The sequence below is a fragment of the Mesorhizobium sp. URHB0026 genome, assembly GCF_054059755.1.
The window spans coordinates 208,710-225,296 of sequence record NZ_JBSSCN010000001.1; the positions used below are offsets into that span (position 1 = coordinate 208,710).

Consider the following 16,587-nt stretch of genomic DNA (forward strand, 5'->3'; position numbering starts at 1 on the left):
CCAAGGAGTTAGAAGGCAAATGAGACGATCGCATGTGACGACCGTGTCATTGCTTGTGGCATTGGCTTTGACCGCCTGCACCAACGCAAAGGACGTCCTCGAACCTTCCGCCATCACCCCGCCGGTCGCATCGGCGCTGCCCGCACCGGCCACGCAAGGCAGCGCTGCTGCCACCGTTCCCGCCCCGGCGCCATCCACGGCCGCGACGGCCACCACGACAGCGGGTGCGCCCGCGCCCGTCACTTCGGCCCAGGCCGCCGCCATCCTGTCGAAGACCCGACTGCAGATCGCGCCGATCGTCGGCGCTTCGGTGGAAGCCGCCACGCCGCTGACGGCGGAACTGCAGACACGCGCCAGGCAGCGCGGCATCACGCTGGCCGGCAGCCAGGACCAGACCGCGACCCATGTGCTCAAGGGCTACTTCTCGGCGATGACGGAGGGCAAGGACACCACGGTCATCTATGTCTGGGATGTCTACGACCCCTCCGGCAACCGGCTGCACCGCATCAACGGCCAGATGAAAGCGCCTTCCACCGGTTCCGGCGACAGCGCGGGCGCCGACAGCTGGAAGTCGGTCTCGCCAGCCACCATGCAGGCGATCGCCGACCAAACGATCGATCAATTTGCGGCCTTTCTCAGCGGCAAGGGGAGCTGAGGTGTTGCCAGCCGGTGATGGCGAACAGCTTTCTTAGGCTTAGCCGGCGGATTCACGATGTCGGCGCTTGCAATAGCCGCGCGGGCCGCTAAAAGCCCGGTTAAAAGGTGCGGGAGAGTCCGTCAGGCCTCTCCGTCCTCCACCAGGAACGGTGCATGAAACTCTTCGCGGGCAATTCCAACAGGGTGCTGGCCGAAGCGGTCGCCCGCTATCTCAACGTCCCGCTGGGCAAGGCCAGTGTCAGGCGCTTCGCCGACCAGGAAATCTTCGTCGAGATCCAGGAAAATGTGCGCGGCGAGGATGTGTTCATCCTGCAGTCGACCTCGTTCCCGACCAACGATCACTTGATGGAACTGCTCATCATGATCGACGCCTTCATGCGCTCATCGGCCAAGCGCATCACGGCGGTTATTCCCTATTTCGGCTACGCCAGGCAGGATCGCCGCGCTTCCGGGCGCACGCCGATTTCTGCCAAGCTGGTCGCCAACATGATCACCCGTGCAGGTGTCGACCGGGTTTTGACGCTGGATCTCCATGCCGGCCAGATCCAGGGCTTTTTCGACATCCCCACCGACAATCTGTTCTCGGTGCCGGTGATGGCCCGCGACGTCAAGGCGAAGTACAAGCAACTCGGCAATGTCGTCGTCGTGTCGCCCGATATTGGTGGCGTGGTGCGTGCGCGTGCGCTTGCCAAGCGCTTCGACGCGCAACTCGCCATTGTCGATAAGCGCCGTGAGCGTCCCGGCGAATCGGAAGTCATGAACATCATCGGCGCGGTCGCCGGCAAGGATTGTCTTTTGATCGACGACATCGTCGATTCCGGCGGCACGCTGTGCAACGCCGCCGACGCGCTGCTGGCCAACGGCGCGACCAGCGTCACCGCCTATATCACCCACGGCGTGCTGTCGGGCGGCGCGGTCGCTCGCATCAGCAGCTCGAAGCTGCAGGAACTGGTGATCACCGATTCCATCCAGCCCACGCAAGGCGTTCTCGACGCGCCCAACATCCGCGTCATTTCGATCGCCGACCTGATGGGCGAAGCCATTTCGCGCACAGCGACCGAGGAATCGGTCTCGAGCCTGTTCGACTGAAAGCCAGTTCCCCCTGCGGCCGGGCTAGTCCCGCGGCACGGCCGATGGCGTCGGCGCCTCCAACCGGGCCGGGCCTCGGCGCATGCCTTCGCCGGCATCACGCGCGCCGCGCATATAGCCGCGCGGCGAGGAGCCGAGCATGCGCTTGAACATCGTGATGAAGGCCGGCACGCTGTCATAGCCGAGATCGAGCGCCACCCGCGTGATCGGCTCGCCATCGGCGAGCCTCGGCAGCGCCGCGAACAGGCAGGCCTGCTGGCGCCATGTCGACAGGGACAGGCCGGTCTGCCGCTGGAACGCGCGCGTGAAGGAGCGCCGGCTCATGCCGACGGTATCGGCCCATTCATCGATCGTCGCATGCGGTGAGGGTGCGGCGACGAAACGCCGGCAGAGCGCCGCCAGTTTGGGATCCGACGGGAACGGCAGGCCGAGCGGCCGCTCCGGCAATTGCGGGATCTCGTGCAGGAGCAGGTTCATGATCAGGCCACCGCGCCCTTCCAGTTCGCCGCCTTGCGGCAGCTTCTCGGATTCCACGATAAGACTGTGCATCAGGTCGGTGACGCCGACGACGCGCATGCCCTCCGGCAAGCCTGGAATCGCCTTCGGCATGACATAGACCGAGCGCATCGAGACGTCGCCGAGCATCTCGACGGAATGTTCGATGCCGGCCGGAATCCACATCGCATGGTCCGGCGGCACCATCCAGCGCCCATGCCGCGTCGTCACCAGCACGACGCCGACCAGCGCATGCAGCAACTGGCTGCGGCTGTGGTGGTGGTGAGGCACGTGGTAGCCATCCGGATATTCGGTCGGCAACACCACCGCCGGCCCGACCGCCTGCTCGAGCCACTGCCAGCGCAGCCCGTGCAATTGCTCGAGGTCGGTGTGGCCGGCGCCGAAAATTTCCCTGGTTTTTGGCATTAGGTATGGCCCACTTGCGAAACTATTGGACCAAACCACGAAAGAAGTCGCCTGGCAACCGGACTATAAGGCTGCCTGCGGGAAGCGCCCGCCACGTCGCCTGTGGGAACGACCCGCCAAAAAGACTACGGAGCCTATTTTGACCGATACGACAGCCACCAGGGTCGCGCCGCCTGCGACCGCCAGTCACGCGTCAGCCCAGGCGACGGCCTTCACCGTCATCCTGGCGGTGAGCCTCTGCCACTCCATCAACGACATCATGCAGTCGCTGCTATCGGCCATCTATCCGCTTCTGAAAGACAATTACGGCCTCGACTTCTGGCAGATCGGGCTGTTGACCTTCACCTTCCAGGTAACGGCATCCCTGCTGCAGCCGATCATCGGCGCGGTCACCGACAAGCGGCCGATGCCTTACTCGCTGCCCTGGGGCATGGCATCCTCGCTGATCGGCCTGGTCGTGCTGGCTTATGCCGGGCACTACTACCTGCTGCTGATCGGCGCATCGCTGATCGGCATCGGTTCGGCGATCTTCCATCCGGAATCCTCGCGCATCGCCCGCTTCGCATCCGGCGGCCGGTTTGGCCTGGCGCAGTCGCTGTTCCAGGTCGGCGGCAATTTCGGTCAGTCCATGGGTCCTTTGCTGGCCGCCTTCATCGTCGTGCCCTTCGGCCAGACCAGCATCGCCTGGTTCGCCGTCGGCTCGCTGATCGGCATCGTCATCCTGTGGCAGGTCGGTGGCTGGTACAGCCGCCTGCGCGCCGCGCAAGGCAATCGCAAGGCGGCAAGCTTCGTGTCGCCCTTCCCACGCCGCAAGGTGATGTGGGCCCTGGCGGTACTGACCTTGCTGGTGCTGACCAAGAACGCCTACATCGCCAGCCTGGCCAGCTACTACACCTTCTATTCCATCCATAAGTTCGGCGTTTCGGTGCAGATGTCGCAGGTCATGCTGTTCCTATTCCTCGGCTCTTCGGCGTTGGGCATCCTGCTCGGCGGTCCGTTCGGCGACCGCTATGGACAAAAGGCGATGATCTGGTTTTCGATCGTCGGCGTCCTGCCCTTCACGCTGGCGCTGCCTTACGCCAATATGGAATGGACGATGGTGCTGACCGTGCTGATCGGCCTCATCCTCTCGTCGGCCTTCTCCAACATCGTCGTCTTCGCGCAGGAACTGGTGCCGGGCCGCGTCGGCACGATCGCCGGCATCTTCTTCGGTTTCGCCTTCGGAGTGGGCGGCATCGCGGCCGCGGTGCTTGGTGTCGTCGCCGACATGAAAGGCATCGACTTCGTCTTCCAGATCTGCTCGTACCTGCCGTTCCTGGGGCTGCTGACGGTGTTCCTGCCCAACATGAGGGACGCGCGCAAGGCGCAGGCCGCCGCTTGAATCATCTGTATCCCGGCAAAGGCACCCGCCATATGGCGGGTGTCTTTTGCCATTCCGGTGGGAGGGCTTCAGGCCTTGAAGAAGGCCAGAAGGTCGGCGTTGATGATGTCGGCGTGGGTCGTGGCCATGCCGTGCGGAAAGCCTTTATAGACCTTGAGCTCGCCCTTCTTGAGCAGCTTGATGCTCAGCAGCGCCGAGTCAGCAATGGGAACGATCTGGTCGTCGTCGCCATGCATGACCAGCACCGGCACGTCGATCGTCTTGAGATCTTCGGTGAAGTCGGTCTCCGAGAAGGCCTTGATGCAGTCGTAATGCGCCTTGGTGCCGCCCATCATGCCCTGGCGGTACCAGTTGTCGATAACGCCCTGCGAGACCACGGCGCCCGGACGGTTGAACCCGTAGAACGGGCCAGCGGGAACATCCACGTATAGCTGCGCGCGGTTGGCGGCCACGCCCGAGCGGAACCCGTCGAAGACCTCGATCGGCAGGCCGCCGGGATTGGCTGGGGTCTTGAGCATGATCGGCGGCACCGCGCCGAGCAACGCTGCCTTGGCGACACGGCCGCCCGCCCCATACTGGGCGACATAGCGCGCCACCTCGCCGCCACCCGTCGAATGGCCGACATGGATGGCGTCCCTGAGGTCGAGATGGGCGACAAGTTCAGCCACATCGGCTGCATAGGTGTCCATCTCGTTGCCGATATCCGTCTGCGTCGAACGGCCGTGGCCGCGACGGTCATGGGCGATGACGCGGTAGCCTTGGCCCAGGAAGAACAGCATCTGCGCATCCCAGTCATCGCTGCTCAGCGGCCAGCCGTGATGGAACACGATGGGCTGACCGGTTCCCCAGTCCTTGTAATATATCTGCGTGCCGTCCTTGGTGGTGATCGTGCCGCTGCCTGAGCCTGGTTTGGTCTGCGAGGTCATCTCAATCTCCGTCTGATTTCTGTCGCGATAAACAATATCACGATATCAATGTCGTTAACCCAGATCGAGGTTCTTTTCCATAGAAATATGTATCGCGATATTTTTTTTCGTGGTACATAATGCGAGCACTTAATCGGCAAAGGAATCCACCGTGCCTCTCCCGCTGGACAATCAGCTCTGCTTCACGCTCTACGCCACCAGCATGGCAATCAATCGCACCTACAAGCCAATGTTGGACAAGATGGGGATCACCTATCCGCAATATCTCGTGCTCAACGCGCTGGGCGAGGCCGACGGCATGTCTATCGGCACGATCGCGCACAGGCTCGCCCTGGAATCGAGCACGGTCACGCCGCTGGTAAAGCGGATGGAGCAGGCCGGCCTGGTTACCCGCCAGCGCAGCCAGACCGACGAGCGGCAGGTCCAGGTCGACCTGACACCGGCCGGCCGCAAGCTGCTCGTCCAGTGCAACTGCTTGAACGAGACCCTGGTCGAACGCTCGGGCATGACGCTGGCCGAACTGGACAGGCTGAACCGGCAGGTCCAGGCGTTGCGCGATGCGTTGAGCGGCGACCGGTAGCTTCCCACCGCCGCTTGCACGCCTGCCCGCCTTCCGCTATAGAGCCGCCACCCGCGTAGACACCCTTGGAGGCAACGCGGCGGAAGGCTGCCTTCCCCTTGTGGTCCCGAACAAAGATCCGCTCGCTGCGGTTTCCGGCATTCGGACATCGAGGTCTGGCGGCTTTCGACGTTTACGGCCTGGCACATTGCCAACCGTAGGCGCTCCATAACACGCGAAAAGGAAAAGCCATGAGCCACGATACTTACGAGCTCAAGGCCGAAGCGCGCGAACAGGTCGGTAAGGGGTCCGCCCGTGCAGTTCGCCGCAACGGTAAAGTGCCTGCGGTAATTTATGGTGACAGACAGCCTCCCCTGGCGATCGCGCTCACCTACAAGGACATCTACTACAAGATCCATGGCGGCGGGTTCCTGACCACGATCGCCACGATCGATGTCGACGGCAAGAAGATCCAGGTCCTGCCGAAGGACTTCCAGCTCGACCCGGTCAAGGATTTCCCTGTCCATGTCGACTTCCTGCGCATCGGCAAGGACACCGAAGTCAACGTCGATGTTCCCGTGCACTTCATCAATGAAGACAAGTCGCCCGGTATCAAGCGCGGCGGCGTGCTCAACATCGTGCGTCACGAAGTCGAGTTCCACTGCCCGGCCAATGCGATCCCGGAATTCATCACCGTCGATCTCACCGGCGCCGACATCGGCGATTCGATCCACATCTCGGCGGTCAAGTTGCCGGCCGGCGTCAAGCCGGTCATCTCCGACCGCGACTTCACCATCGCGACCGTTGCCGGTTCGTCGGCGATGAAGCCGGAGACGGAAGAGACGGCTGAGGCCGCCGCTCCCGAAGCGGCTCCCGCCGCCGAAGAGAAGTAACTCTTTTCACGCCCGGAGGCGACGATGCCAGAAAAGACAGCGCTTGTCTTTGCCGGCCTCGGCAATCCGGGCGCGAAATACGCTGAAAACCGACATAATGTCGGCTTCATGGCGGCGGACGCTATCGCCCGCCGCCATTCCTTTTCGCCCTGGTCGAAGAAGTTCCAGGGCCTGGTTTCCGAAGGCACGCTCGGTGGCGAAAAGATCATCCTGATCAAGCCGCGGACCTTCATGAACCTGTCCGGCCAGTCGGTCGGCGAAACGCTGCGCTTCTACAAGCTCGACCTTTCCGCCCTCACCGTCTTCTATGACGAGATCGACCTTGCCGAAGGCAAGCTGCGCATCAAGACCGGCGGTGGGGCCGGCGGCCATAACGGCATCCGCTCGATCGACGGCCATGTCGGCAATGCGTATCGCCGCGTGCGCATCGGCGTCGGCCATCCCGGCGTCAAGGAAATGGTCCAGCATCATGTGCTGGGCGATTTCGCCAAGGCCGACCGCGACTGGCTCGACCCGCTGCTCGACGCGATCGCCGACAATGCGGCTATGCTCGTCAAGGGCGACGAATCCGGTTTCATGAACAAGGCCGCCCTCGCCGTCCAGGGCAAGACGGGCGCAGAACCGGAAAACCCGGCGCGGAAGCAGTCGAGCCCGAAACAGCAAAGTCATGTCCGCCAGGCCCGCCCTCAGCAGCCGGTCGCCAAGCTGCCGGAAAGCGGCCCCATGGCCGCCATGCTGAAGAAACTCTTCGGCAACAAGGACTGAGGCGTTGGCTCATGCGGCGTCACGGGGCTTGACGTTCCCAACCCCTATCGCCCATAGCCTCACCAAATTTCGCTTTTCCCGATAGGACTTGATAAAATGGGTTTCAAATGCGGCATCGTTGGCTTGCCCAACGTCGGCAAGTCGACGCTCTTCAACGCGCTGACGAGGACGGCCGCCGCGCAGGCCGCCAACTATCCCTTCTGCACCATCGAACCGAACACCGGCGAGGTGGCGGTGCCCGATCCGCGCCTGCGGAAGATCGCGGCAATCGCCAAGTCGAAGGAGATCATCCCGACCCGCATCTCCTTCGTCGACATTGCCGGCCTGGTGCGTGGCGCCTCCAAGGGCGAAGGCCTAGGCAACCAGTTCCTCGCCAACATCCGCGAGGTCGACGCCATCGTGCATGTGCTGCGCTGCTTCGAGGATGACGACATCACCCATGTCGAGGGCCGCATCGACCCGGTCGCCGACGCCGAGACGGTCGAGACCGAGCTGATGCTCGCCGACCTCGACAGCCTCGAGCGCCGCATCGTCCAGTTCCGCAAGCGCGCCGCCAGCAAGGACAAGGAAGCGACGACCGTACTGCCGATGATGGAGGCCGCGCTCGAGCTGCTGCAGGAGGGCCGCCCGACCCGCATCCTGCTCAAGGGCATTTCGGCGGAGGACCTGCGCATCCTTCAGGGGCTGAACCTCCTGACCTCGCATCCCGTGCTCTATGTCTGCAACGTCGCGGAGGCCGATGCCGCGACCGGCAACGAGCACACCAACGCCGTGGAAAAGATGGCCACCGCGCAAGGCGCCGGCATAGTGGTGATCTCGGCCGCGATCGAGGCCGAAGTCGCCCAGCTCTCGGACGAGGAAGAGATGGAATTCCTGTCCTCGCTTGGGCTAGACGAGCCGGGCCTCAACAAGGTCATCCGCGCCGGCTACGACCTGTTGCATCTGATCACCTATTTCACCGCCGGTCCGAAGGAAACGCGCGCCTGGACCATCCACAAGGGCGACAAGGCCCCGCAGGCCGCCGGCGTCATCCACACCGATTTCGAGCGCGGCTTCATCCGCGCCCAGACCATCGCCTACAACGATTTCGTCACCCTCGGCGGCGAAGTGGCCGCCAAGGAAGCCGGCAAGGCACGCGACGAAGGCAAGGAGTACGTCGTCCAGGACGGCGACGTCATGCTGTTCAAATTCAACACCTGATGTGACGGAAGTCGCGCCGCGACGGTGCCGTGAAGTTCGCTCTCCCAGTGCGGCCACAAGCCGGTTCAGCTACCGGCCACCATCCGACCATTCACCCACACCTTGGCAATATTGGCCCGTACCGCGTTGAGCACGATCTTCTGAAAGACGTCGTCGAGCGTATCGTCGGCAACGTTGACATGGATATTCGAGGCGCTCGCTTTGGTGTCGATCAGCAGCGCGTCGAGTTCGTGTCCGACACGAAAACTGCCGGCGCCACGGGCGAAGGCTTTGGCTGTCTGATCAGCGCGCTGCTGTGCAGCACGCCGGTCACCGGCTATTCGTCGAACGCTGGTATCATCGCCATCACCGGCATCGCCAGCCGTGCCGCCTTTGGAGCGGCCGGCATCTTCCTGGTGCTGTTCGGGCTGATCGGCAAGCTTTCGGCGGTCATCGCCTCAATCCCCGGGCCGGTCATCGGCGGCGTCTTCGGTGTGCTGTGCGTCATCATCGCCATGAACGGTTTTCGGGCGGTGCGCGCGACGCCGCTGACCGGACGCAACATGCTGGTCATCGGCCTGCCCATCCTGATGGCGCTCTTCGCCACGCTGGTACCGCCGGATTTCGTCAAGACGCTGCCCGATTTCGTGCAGTACATTCTGGGCTCATCCATCGCCTTCGGCGCCGTCTGGGCGATCGTCCTGCACCAGATCCTGCCGAACGCCCGTTAGGCGATCGGAGGCGCCGCGGCTGGCCCCTACGGCCGCCGCGGGCCCGATCGCGCCGGCTGGCTCACCAGAAAGGACTTGACCAAATCGCGCGCTCCCTGCATCCGGGTTCGCCGATCCATGCGGATCGCGCGTTCTGCAGGGATGCCAGACCATGACCGGCAAGACATGGGCCTATGAGGACTTCGTCGAGGGTGCCTCGTTCGATCTCGGCACCAAACAGGTGAGCGCGGCCGAAATCATCGAGTTCGCCAGCGAATTCGACGCCCAGCCGATGCACCTCGACGAGGCGGCCGGCAAGGCCAGCATCCTGGGCGGCTTGTCGGCCTCGGGCTGGCACACCTGCGCCATGTTCATGCGCATGCTGTGCGATGCCTTCCTGCTGGACTCCACCTGCCAGGGCGCACCAGGAGTCGATCAGGTCAAATGGAAGAAGCCGGTGCTCGCCGGTGATACGCTGCGGGGCAGTCTGGTGGTTGTGGCCAGGCGCTTGTCGAAATCGAAGCCGCAACTCGGCTTCGTGACCATGCGCAGCGAACTGGTCAACCAACGCGGCGAAAGCGTCTTCGAGCTCGAGAACTCAGTCATGTTCCTGACGCGCGATGTCGGGGGGAACTTCCCATGACACTGGATGAATTCTTCCGAATCGGCACCACGGTGACGCTGGGCTCGCACAGATTCGAGCCCGAGGCGATCAAAGCGTTCGCCCGCAAATACGACCCGCAGATCTTTCACATCGACGAAGAGGCCGCGAAGAAGAGCGTGCTCGGCGGCCTCTGCGCCTCCGGCTGGCATACCGCCGCCACCTGGATGAAGCTGAACCTGGAAACCCGCCTGGACGCCGAAGGCTGGGATGGCCCGGTGCCCGAATTCGGCCCCTCGCCCGGATTCAAAAACCTGAAGTGGCTGAAGCCCGTCTTTGCCGGGCAAACCATCACCTTCACGCGCACGGCGCTGTCCCATCGCCCCGTCGCGTCCCGCCCCGGCTGGCGGTTGCTGGCGCTGCTCTGCGAGGCCACCGATTCGACCGGCGGCAAGGTGCTGGAGTTCGAAAGCGCGGTGCTGGTGAAGGTGGAGTAGGTTTCTTCCTTCTCCCCGTTTACGGGGAGAAGGTGCCCGAAGGGCGGATGAGGGGCGGCGCCGGCGATGGTGTTCTCGCGTTGCCTCCCGGCCCTTCGCCATCGCTCCGGGCGTTCGAGCCCTTTGAAAGGTCCACTGGACCTTTCAATTTGCTTCGGCAAACCGGTCTCAAACCCCCTCGAACCCGATCAGCGTTCGCACCGGCACGCCGAGCGATTCGAGCTTGGCGCGCCCGCCCAAATCCGGCAGGTCGATGACGAAACAGGCGGCGAGAATGTCGGCGCCGATCTGGCGCAGCAGCTTGACCGCCGCTTCCGCCGTGCCGCCGGTGGCGATCAGATCGTCGACCAGGATCACCTTCTCGCCGGGCGCGACGCCGTCCTTGTGCATCTCCATCTCGTCCAGCCCGTATTCTAGGCTGTAGGCGACGCGCACGGTCTCATAAGGCAGCTTGCCCTTCTTGCGGATCGGCACGAATCCGGCCGAGAGCTGGTGGGCGACGGCGCCGCCCAGGATGAAGCCGCGCGCTTCGATGCCGGCGATCTTGTCGATCTTCTGCCCGGCATAGGGATGCACGAGCTCGTCGATGGCGCGTCGGAAAGCGCGCGCATTGCCGAGCAGCGTGGTGATGTCGCGAAACAGGATGCCGGGCTTGGGATAGTCCGGGATGGTACGGATCGATGCCAGCAGCGTGTCTTCGAGAGAGGATTTCATGGTTTGCGCTCCACGCTTGCGTCTGCTGTCTTGCCGCGAAGAGCCAGACCAACTGCCTTGTCGATGGCCGGACATCGGCCAGCTTCCCAGAAGACTATCTGAAACGGAGATTTTGGCGCGTCAATTGTTCTATCGAGGTGCAGCCCATCAGCTTCATGCCGCGTTCGATCTCGATGCGCATCTGTTCAAGCGCCCGTTCGACGCCCGCCTGTCCGGCCGCCGCCAGCGGGAACAGGTAGTAGCGCCCGACACCGACCGCCTTGGCGCCGAGCGACAGCGCCTTCAGCACATGCGTGCCACGCTGCACGCCGCCATCCATGACCACGTCGATCCGATCGCCGACGGCATCGACGATCTCGGCAAGCTGGTCGAAGGCCGCCCGCGAGCCATCCAGTTGGCGCCCGCCATGGTTCGACAGGATGATGCCCTTGCAGCCGATCTCGACGGCGCGTTTGGCATCTTCCACCGACATGATGCCCTTGAGGCAGAACGGCCCCGGCCACAGCTTGACCATCTCGGCGACGTCGTCCCATGTCATCGACGGATCGAGCATCTCGGTGAAGTAGCGGCTGATCGACATGGTGCCGCCACCCATGTCGACATGCTCGTCGAGCTGCGGCAGCTTGAACCCCTCATGGGTAAAGTAGTTGATCGCCCAGGCCGGCTTGAGTGCGAACTGCATCATCCCGGCAAGGTTGAGCTTGAAGGGGATGGCAAAGCCGGTGCGCTTGTCACGCTCGCGGTTGCCGCCCGTGATGCTGTCGACGGTCAGCATCAACACCTCGACGCCGATATCCCTGGCGCGTTGCATCATCGAGACCGCGATCGCGATGGAAATAGAACTGGTAGACTTGAGGGCTGCTGCTGATTGCCCGCGCCTCCTCGAGGCTGACGGTGCCGAGCGAGGAGACGCCGAACATGGTGCCATATTTGGCCGCCGCCTTGGCGACGGCCCGCTCGCCCTGATGGTGAAACAGTCGCTGCAAGGCGGTCGGCGAGCAATAGAACGGCATCGCCAGCTTCTGGCCCATCACCGTCACCGACATGTCGACCTCGCTCACGCCCCGCAGGACGTTCGGGACCAGGTCGCAACGCTCGAAGGCTTCCGTGTTGCGGCGATAGGTGACTTCATCGTCCGCCGCGCCGTCGATATAATTGAAGATCGGCCCCGGCAGGCGGCGCTGCGCCATGCGGCGGAAATCGGAAAAGTTATGACAGTCCTGCAGCCGCACCATAGAATTCCAAACACTGTATCGGGACGGGCCTCGCCGCCGTTCAGGCGTCGAATATCAATCCGGTGCCCCCATGCCAACGGGCTAATTGCGGCTCGCGCGCCGAGCGGAGGCAGTCCGCATGAAAAAGGGGCGCATCGAGCGCCCCTTCCGTTCCAGCCGATTTCCCGCGGAAGGCTACATGCCGAGATCGGAACGAAGCTCCGCCCTGGCCACGTCGTATTCGGCCTTGAAGTCATCCCGGTTGAGCAGGACGGCGGCGATGACGCTGCCGGAAATCTTGCCCATCTCGACGTCGGACGGATAGTGTATACCGCCGACGATGCGGTTGTGGCCGAACTCGGCCGCGCGCGCCATGATCTCAGCACGCCTTTCCGGAACCATGTCGGACAGGATGATGCCCATCATCGTGCCGACGGTCGCATGGCCGGACGGCCAGGAACCGGAGCTCGACAGCTTGACCACCGGCTTGACGAGATCGCTGAGCTGGTGCGGACGCGGGCGCTTCCAGACATCCTTGGCCGGATCGACGACGGCGCCTTCGGTCTCCACCACGCGATCGAAGAAGGCGCTGAATTTCGGCAGCTTGTCCTTGTTGAAATTCGGTCCCATGACATCGGCGAAACGCCAGACGTTTTCCTCGGCGTCGGCGATGGCGCGGGCTTCCATCTCGGGCGTGCGCGTGACCTGCATGGTCAGCACCTCGCCAAGCTCGGCCTTGGTCTCAGCCGAATCATTGGCTGGCGGCGGCGGCAGGATCATCGTCAGGTCGACATCCTTGTTCGTGATGAATGGTTTTGCGTCTTCGGCACGGGCCGTGGAACCAACGACGAGCAGCAACAGGCCTGCCGCAAGCGATGCGTATCTTTTCATGGGCGTGATCCTTTGATGAGAGCGCCGCAGGATCGCGATGTGTGGTGACGGCCATGTGACACCGCCGCGACATGGAGGGCGCAATCCACTCAAAAAGCAGAAAGGGCACCTCGCGGCGCCCTTTTGCGAATTCCAGAATGCGGCATCGCTCAGTGCGCGACGGCTTCCCACACCTTGCGCTTGGTCAGGTAGACTAGGGCGCCGAACAGAAGCAGGAACACCAGCACGCGGAAGCCCATCTTCTTGCGGTCTTCCATGTGCGGCTCGGCAGCCCATGTCAGGAAGGCAGCCACGTCGCGGGAATACTGGTCGATGGTCTGCGGCGAACCGTCGTCATAGGTGACCTGGCCGTCGGAGAGCGGCTTGGGCATCTTCAGCGACACGCCGGACATGAAGTACGGGTTGTAGTGCGTGCCTTCGGGGATGACCATGCCGGCGGGCGGCGTCTGGTCGTAGCCGGTCAAGAGCGAATGGATGTAGTCGGGACCACCCGCATCATACTGGGTGAAGATATCGAAAACGAACTGCGGGAAGCCGCGCTCGACGCCGCGCGCCTTGGCCAGCAACGACATATCCGGCGGCGCCGCACCACCATTGGAGGCAGCGGCGGCTTCCTCATTGGCGAATGGTGCCGGGAAATGGTCGGACGGCTTGCCGGGACGGTCGAACATGTCGCCGGCATCGTTGGGGCCGTCATGGATCGTGTATTCGGCTGACAGCGTCTTGATCTGCGCGTCGCTGTAGCCGAGGTCCGAAAGCGTGCGGAACGCCACCAGGTTCATCGAATGGCAGGCCGAGCAGACTTCCTTGTAGACCTTCAGCCCGCGCTGCAGCTGCGCCTTGTCATAGGTGCCGAACGGGCCGGTGAAGCTCCAGCTCATTTCCTTCGGCTCGTTGATCGGGAAATGCGTCGGCGCCGCCGCGTTGTGCGCCTCTTCGGCCGCGAACGCCCAGGTGCCTGCAACTCCGGTGCAGGCGGCCACGAGGCCGATCAGCGCAAGCGAGGTGAGAATCTTTTTCATGCCAAATCCCCTTAGATTCTCTACCGCTCAGCCCTTGGTCTCAGGTGCTGCCGTGGCGCCCGCCGGATGCCCGCTGCCACCCTTGTTCATTTCGAGCACCGCCTCGGTGATCGAGTTCGGCAGCCTGCGGGGTGTCTCGATCAAGCCGAGCACCGGCAGCGCGATCAGGAAGAAGGCGAAGTAGAACAGCGTCGCCATCTGCGCCATGAACACATAGCTGCCTTCCGCCGGCTGCGAGCCCAGCCAGCCCAGCAGGATGGCATCGGCCACGAACAGCCAGAAAAACAGCTTGTACCAGGGCCGGTAGACCGCCGAGCGCACCTTGGAGGTGTCGAGCCACGGCACCAGGAACAGCATGACGATGGCGCCGAACATGCACAGCACGCCGCCGAGCTTGGAATTGATCGGCCCGATGTTGAAGGTGATGGCGCGCAGGATCGCGTAGAACGGCAGGAAGTACCATTCCGGGACGATATGGGCCGGCGTCTTAAGCGGGTTGGCGACCGTGTAGTTGTCCGGATGGCCGAGATAGTTCGGCAGGTAGAAGACGAAGTAGGCGAAGACGAACAGGAATACGATCATGCCGAACGCGTCCTTGATGGTCGCGTAGGGCGTGAAGGCCACGGTATCTGTCTTCGACTTGACCTCGATGCCGGTAGGGTTCGACTGGCCGACGACGTGCAGCGCCCAGACATGCAGCACGACGACGCCTGCAATCATGAACGGCAGCAGGTAATGCAGCGCGAAGAAGCGGTTCAGCGTCGGATTGTCGACGGCGAAGCCGCCGAGCAGGAGCTGCTGGATCCAGTCGCCAACCAGCGGAATGGCGCTGAAGAAGCCGGTGATGACAGTGGCGCCCCAGAAGCTCATCTGCCCCCATGGCAGCACATAGCCCATGAAACCGGTCGCCATCATCAGCAGGTAGATGATGCAGCCGAGGATCCACAGCAGCTCGCGCGGCGCCTTGTAGGAGCCGTAATAAAGACCGCGGAAGATGTGCAGGTAGACGGCGATGAAGAAGAACGAGGCGCCGTTGGCGTGCATGTAGCGCAGCAGCCATCCGGAATTCACGTCGCGCATGATCTTTTCGACCGAACCGAAGGCGAGATTGGTGTCGGCCGTATAGTGCATGGCCAGCACGATGCCGGTCAGGATCTGCGCCACCAGCATGATCGCCAGGATGCCGCCGAAGGTCCACATATAGTTCAGGTTGCGCGGCACCGGATAGGCGATGAAGCTGTCATAGACCATCCTGGGCAGCGGCATGCGGGCGTCGAACCAGCGTTCGATACCGGTCTTCGGCGTGTAGGTCGAGTGTCCCTCGCTCATCGAAATATCCCCTGCCTCAACCGATAAGGAGTTTGGTGTCGGAAATGAATTTGAATACCGGAATCGCCATGTTCTCGGGCGCCGGGCCTTTGCGGATGCGGCCGGCCGTGTCGTATTGCGAGCCGTGGCACGGGCAGAACCAGCCGCCGAAATCGCCTTCCTGGCCGAGCGGGATGCAGCCCAGATGGGTGCAGACCTGAACCATGACCATCCAGGCCTCCTTGCCGGGCGTGGTGCGGTTGGCGTCGGTCGCCGGCGCATCGGACGCCAAATTGGCGTTGCGGGCGATCGGATCCTTGAGATCGGAGAGGCTGACGGCCTCGCCGTCCTTCATTTCCTTCTCGGTGCGGTTGCGCACCACGACCGGCTTGCCGCGCCACTTGACGATCAGCGAGCTTCCAGGCGTCAGCGAGGAGACGTCGACCTCGACCGAAGCGAGCGCCAGCGTCGAGGCGTCGGGGCGCATCTGGTCGATGAACGGCCAGGCCACGGCACCGGCGCCGACCACCGCGGCCATGCCGGTGGCGACATAGAGAAAATCTCGACGATTGGGATCGTGGATGTCGGTTGCGCTCACGGGTGCCTGATCCTTTCGCCTCTTCCGCGCCGGGGGCCGAGCCTTGTTCCCCGCTCAATCACGCCAACCCGACAGCGCATGGCGAACAGGCTAGCGAATTCCTCCGGCATTTGGACTTCGGTTTATGCGTGAAGCCCGTTTTTGTCCAGACGGGTGAAGGCACAAGGGCAGATTGTCGCGGGGACAAAATCCCCTAGTATCCGGCGGGACGGCGAATGGCTGCAACAGGCGGCTAAACAACCGGGAAATATCAGCAAAATCCCAGGCTCCAGCTTGCCTCGACACAGGGCGCCGGTGTGATCTATCCTCCTTCGCATGGCGCACGTCATCGATCGCGAGCAATGGGCTGTTCGTTCCGACCACTGGAAGGGCGAACTGCAGTGCGGTGCCTACGGCTCAAACTCCTGCCTGATCTTCAATCACTTGCCCGACGTCGGCGGCGGCCCGCGGCTGCACGCCCATCCCTATGCGGAGATCTTCATCATCCGCCAGGGAACCGGCCTCTTCACGGTCGGCGACCAGGAAATCGAGGCTTCGGCGGGACAGATCCTGATCGTGCCGCCAAACACGCCGCACAAATTCACCAATCTCGGTCCGGGTCCGCTGGAAACGACCGATATTCACGAAAACGGCAGCTTCATCACCGAGTGGCTGGAGTGATT

At 63.1% G+C, this 16,587-nt stretch carries 18 protein-coding genes and 1 pseudogene; 11 read left to right on the top strand and 8 right to left on the bottom strand.

Annotated features, from left to right (window positions below; all coding sequences use genetic code 11):
* The first annotated feature begins 19 nt into the window (after positions 1 to 19).
* Together ACVWWD_RS01070 and ACVWWD_RS01075 are read left to right on the top strand one after the other, a co-directional pair.
* Complete coding sequence (locus tag ACVWWD_RS01070) at positions 20 to 655, top strand: hypothetical protein (protein ID WP_352551005.1); 636 nt, start codon at positions 20 to 22, stop codon at positions 653 to 655.
* Positions 656 to 810: 155 nt separating this feature from the next.
* A complete protein-coding gene (locus tag ACVWWD_RS01075) occupies positions 811 to 1,746 on the top strand; it encodes a ribose-phosphate pyrophosphokinase (protein WP_023770279.1) in 936 nt (311 codons plus the stop codon).
* Between the two features lie 24 nt (positions 1,747 to 1,770).
* Here ACVWWD_RS01075 and ACVWWD_RS01080 read toward each other — a convergent pair whose 3' ends face one another.
* A complete protein-coding gene (locus ACVWWD_RS01080) occupies positions 1,771 to 2,667 on the bottom strand; it encodes an AraC family transcriptional regulator (protein ID WP_352551002.1) in 897 nt (298 codons plus the stop codon).
* A 139-nt stretch (positions 2,668 to 2,806) separates the two neighbouring features.
* On the opposite strand from ACVWWD_RS01080, the gene ACVWWD_RS01085 reads away from it, so the two are divergent.
* Entirely contained in the window at positions 2,807 to 4,048 is a 1,242-nt protein-coding gene (locus ACVWWD_RS01085) for an MFS transporter (RefSeq protein WP_352551000.1), read from the top strand.
* A gap of 68 nt (positions 4,049 to 4,116) precedes the next feature.
* On the opposite strand, the gene ACVWWD_RS01090 is transcribed toward ACVWWD_RS01085, so the two are convergent.
* Positions 4,117 to 4,974, bottom strand: coding sequence for an alpha/beta fold hydrolase (locus tag ACVWWD_RS01090; RefSeq protein ID WP_352550998.1), 858 nt, complete (start codon positions 4,972 to 4,974; stop codon positions 4,117 to 4,119).
* A gap of 151 nt (positions 4,975 to 5,125) precedes the next feature.
* Here ACVWWD_RS01090 and ACVWWD_RS01095 point away from each other — a divergent pair, with 151 nt between their 5' ends.
* From ACVWWD_RS01095 to ACVWWD_RS01125, 7 genes are all read left to right on the top strand, one after another.
* The gene (locus tag ACVWWD_RS01095; RefSeq protein ID WP_023770281.1) at positions 5,126 to 5,554 is read left to right on the top strand and encodes a MarR family winged helix-turn-helix transcriptional regulator; all 429 of its coding nucleotides are present in this window, start codon (positions 5,126 to 5,128) and stop codon (positions 5,552 to 5,554) included.
* 230 nt (positions 5,555 to 5,784) lie between these two features.
* On the top strand, positions 5,785 to 6,426 hold the full coding sequence (locus ACVWWD_RS01100; RefSeq protein ID WP_023770282.1) for a 50S ribosomal protein L25/general stress protein Ctc: 642 nt from the start codon (positions 5,785 to 5,787) through the stop codon (positions 6,424 to 6,426).
* Positions 6,427 to 6,450: 24 nt separating this feature from the next.
* Entirely contained in the window at positions 6,451 to 7,191 is a 741-nt protein-coding gene (gene pth, locus ACVWWD_RS01105; RefSeq protein ID WP_352550995.1) for an aminoacyl-tRNA hydrolase, read from the top strand.
* Positions 7,192 to 7,287: 96 nt separating this feature from the next.
* Positions 7,288 to 8,391, top strand: coding sequence for a redox-regulated ATPase YchF (ychF, locus tag ACVWWD_RS01110; RefSeq protein WP_352573870.1), 1,104 nt, complete (start codon positions 7,288 to 7,290; stop codon positions 8,389 to 8,391).
* 179 nt (positions 8,392 to 8,570) lie between these two features.
* Positions 8,571 to 9,101 carry a solute carrier family 23 protein gene (locus ACVWWD_RS01115; protein ID WP_457102867.1) on the top strand — a complete coding sequence of 177 codons (531 nt, stop codon included), beginning with the start codon at positions 8,571 to 8,573 and terminating at the stop codon, positions 9,099 to 9,101.
* A gap of 151 nt (positions 9,102 to 9,252) precedes the next feature.
* On the top strand, positions 9,253 to 9,723 hold the full coding sequence (locus ACVWWD_RS01120; protein ID WP_023770285.1) for a MaoC family dehydratase: 471 nt from the start codon (positions 9,253 to 9,255) through the stop codon (positions 9,721 to 9,723).
* The gene (locus tag ACVWWD_RS01125) at positions 9,720 to 10,178 is read left to right on the top strand and encodes a MaoC family dehydratase (protein ID WP_023770286.1); all 459 of its coding nucleotides are present in this window, start codon (positions 9,720 to 9,722) and stop codon (positions 10,176 to 10,178) included. The genes ACVWWD_RS01120 and ACVWWD_RS01125 overlap by 4 nt, the downstream gene beginning before the upstream one ends.
* A gap of 168 nt (positions 10,179 to 10,346) precedes the next feature.
* Here ACVWWD_RS01125 and ACVWWD_RS01130 read toward each other — a convergent pair whose 3' ends face one another.
* The 6 genes and pseudogenes from ACVWWD_RS01130 to petA form a co-directional block, all read right to left on the bottom strand.
* Positions 10,347 to 10,892, bottom strand: a complete 546-nt coding sequence (locus ACVWWD_RS01130) for an adenine phosphoribosyltransferase (protein WP_352553505.1) — start codon at positions 10,890 to 10,892, stop codon at positions 10,347 to 10,349.
* A gap of 94 nt (positions 10,893 to 10,986) precedes the next feature.
* A pseudogene (locus ACVWWD_RS01135) lies at positions 10,987 to 12,124 on the bottom strand (alpha-hydroxy acid oxidase).
* A 177-nt stretch (positions 12,125 to 12,301) separates the two neighbouring features.
* The gene (locus ACVWWD_RS01140) at positions 12,302 to 12,997 is read right to left on the bottom strand and encodes an acid phosphatase (protein ID WP_352553503.1); all 696 of its coding nucleotides are present in this window, start codon (positions 12,995 to 12,997) and stop codon (positions 12,302 to 12,304) included.
* A gap of 149 nt (positions 12,998 to 13,146) precedes the next feature.
* Complete coding sequence (locus tag ACVWWD_RS01145; RefSeq protein ID WP_023781423.1) at positions 13,147 to 14,019, bottom strand: cytochrome c1; 873 nt, start codon at positions 14,017 to 14,019, stop codon at positions 13,147 to 13,149.
* 27 nt (positions 14,020 to 14,046) lie between these two features.
* Positions 14,047 to 15,348, bottom strand: coding sequence for a cytochrome b (locus ACVWWD_RS01150; protein ID WP_352553501.1), 1,302 nt, complete (start codon positions 15,346 to 15,348; stop codon positions 14,047 to 14,049).
* Positions 15,349 to 15,364: 16 nt separating this feature from the next.
* A complete protein-coding gene (petA, locus tag ACVWWD_RS01155) occupies positions 15,365 to 15,925 on the bottom strand; it encodes a ubiquinol-cytochrome c reductase iron-sulfur subunit (RefSeq protein WP_023770291.1) in 561 nt (186 codons plus the stop codon).
* Positions 15,926 to 16,240: 315 nt separating this feature from the next.
* Between petA and ACVWWD_RS01160 the strand changes: the two genes are divergently transcribed.
* The gene (locus ACVWWD_RS01160) at positions 16,241 to 16,585 is read left to right on the top strand and encodes a cupin domain-containing protein (protein WP_140617686.1); all 345 of its coding nucleotides are present in this window, start codon (positions 16,241 to 16,243) and stop codon (positions 16,583 to 16,585) included.
* Positions 16,586 to 16,587 lie beyond the last annotated feature (2 nt).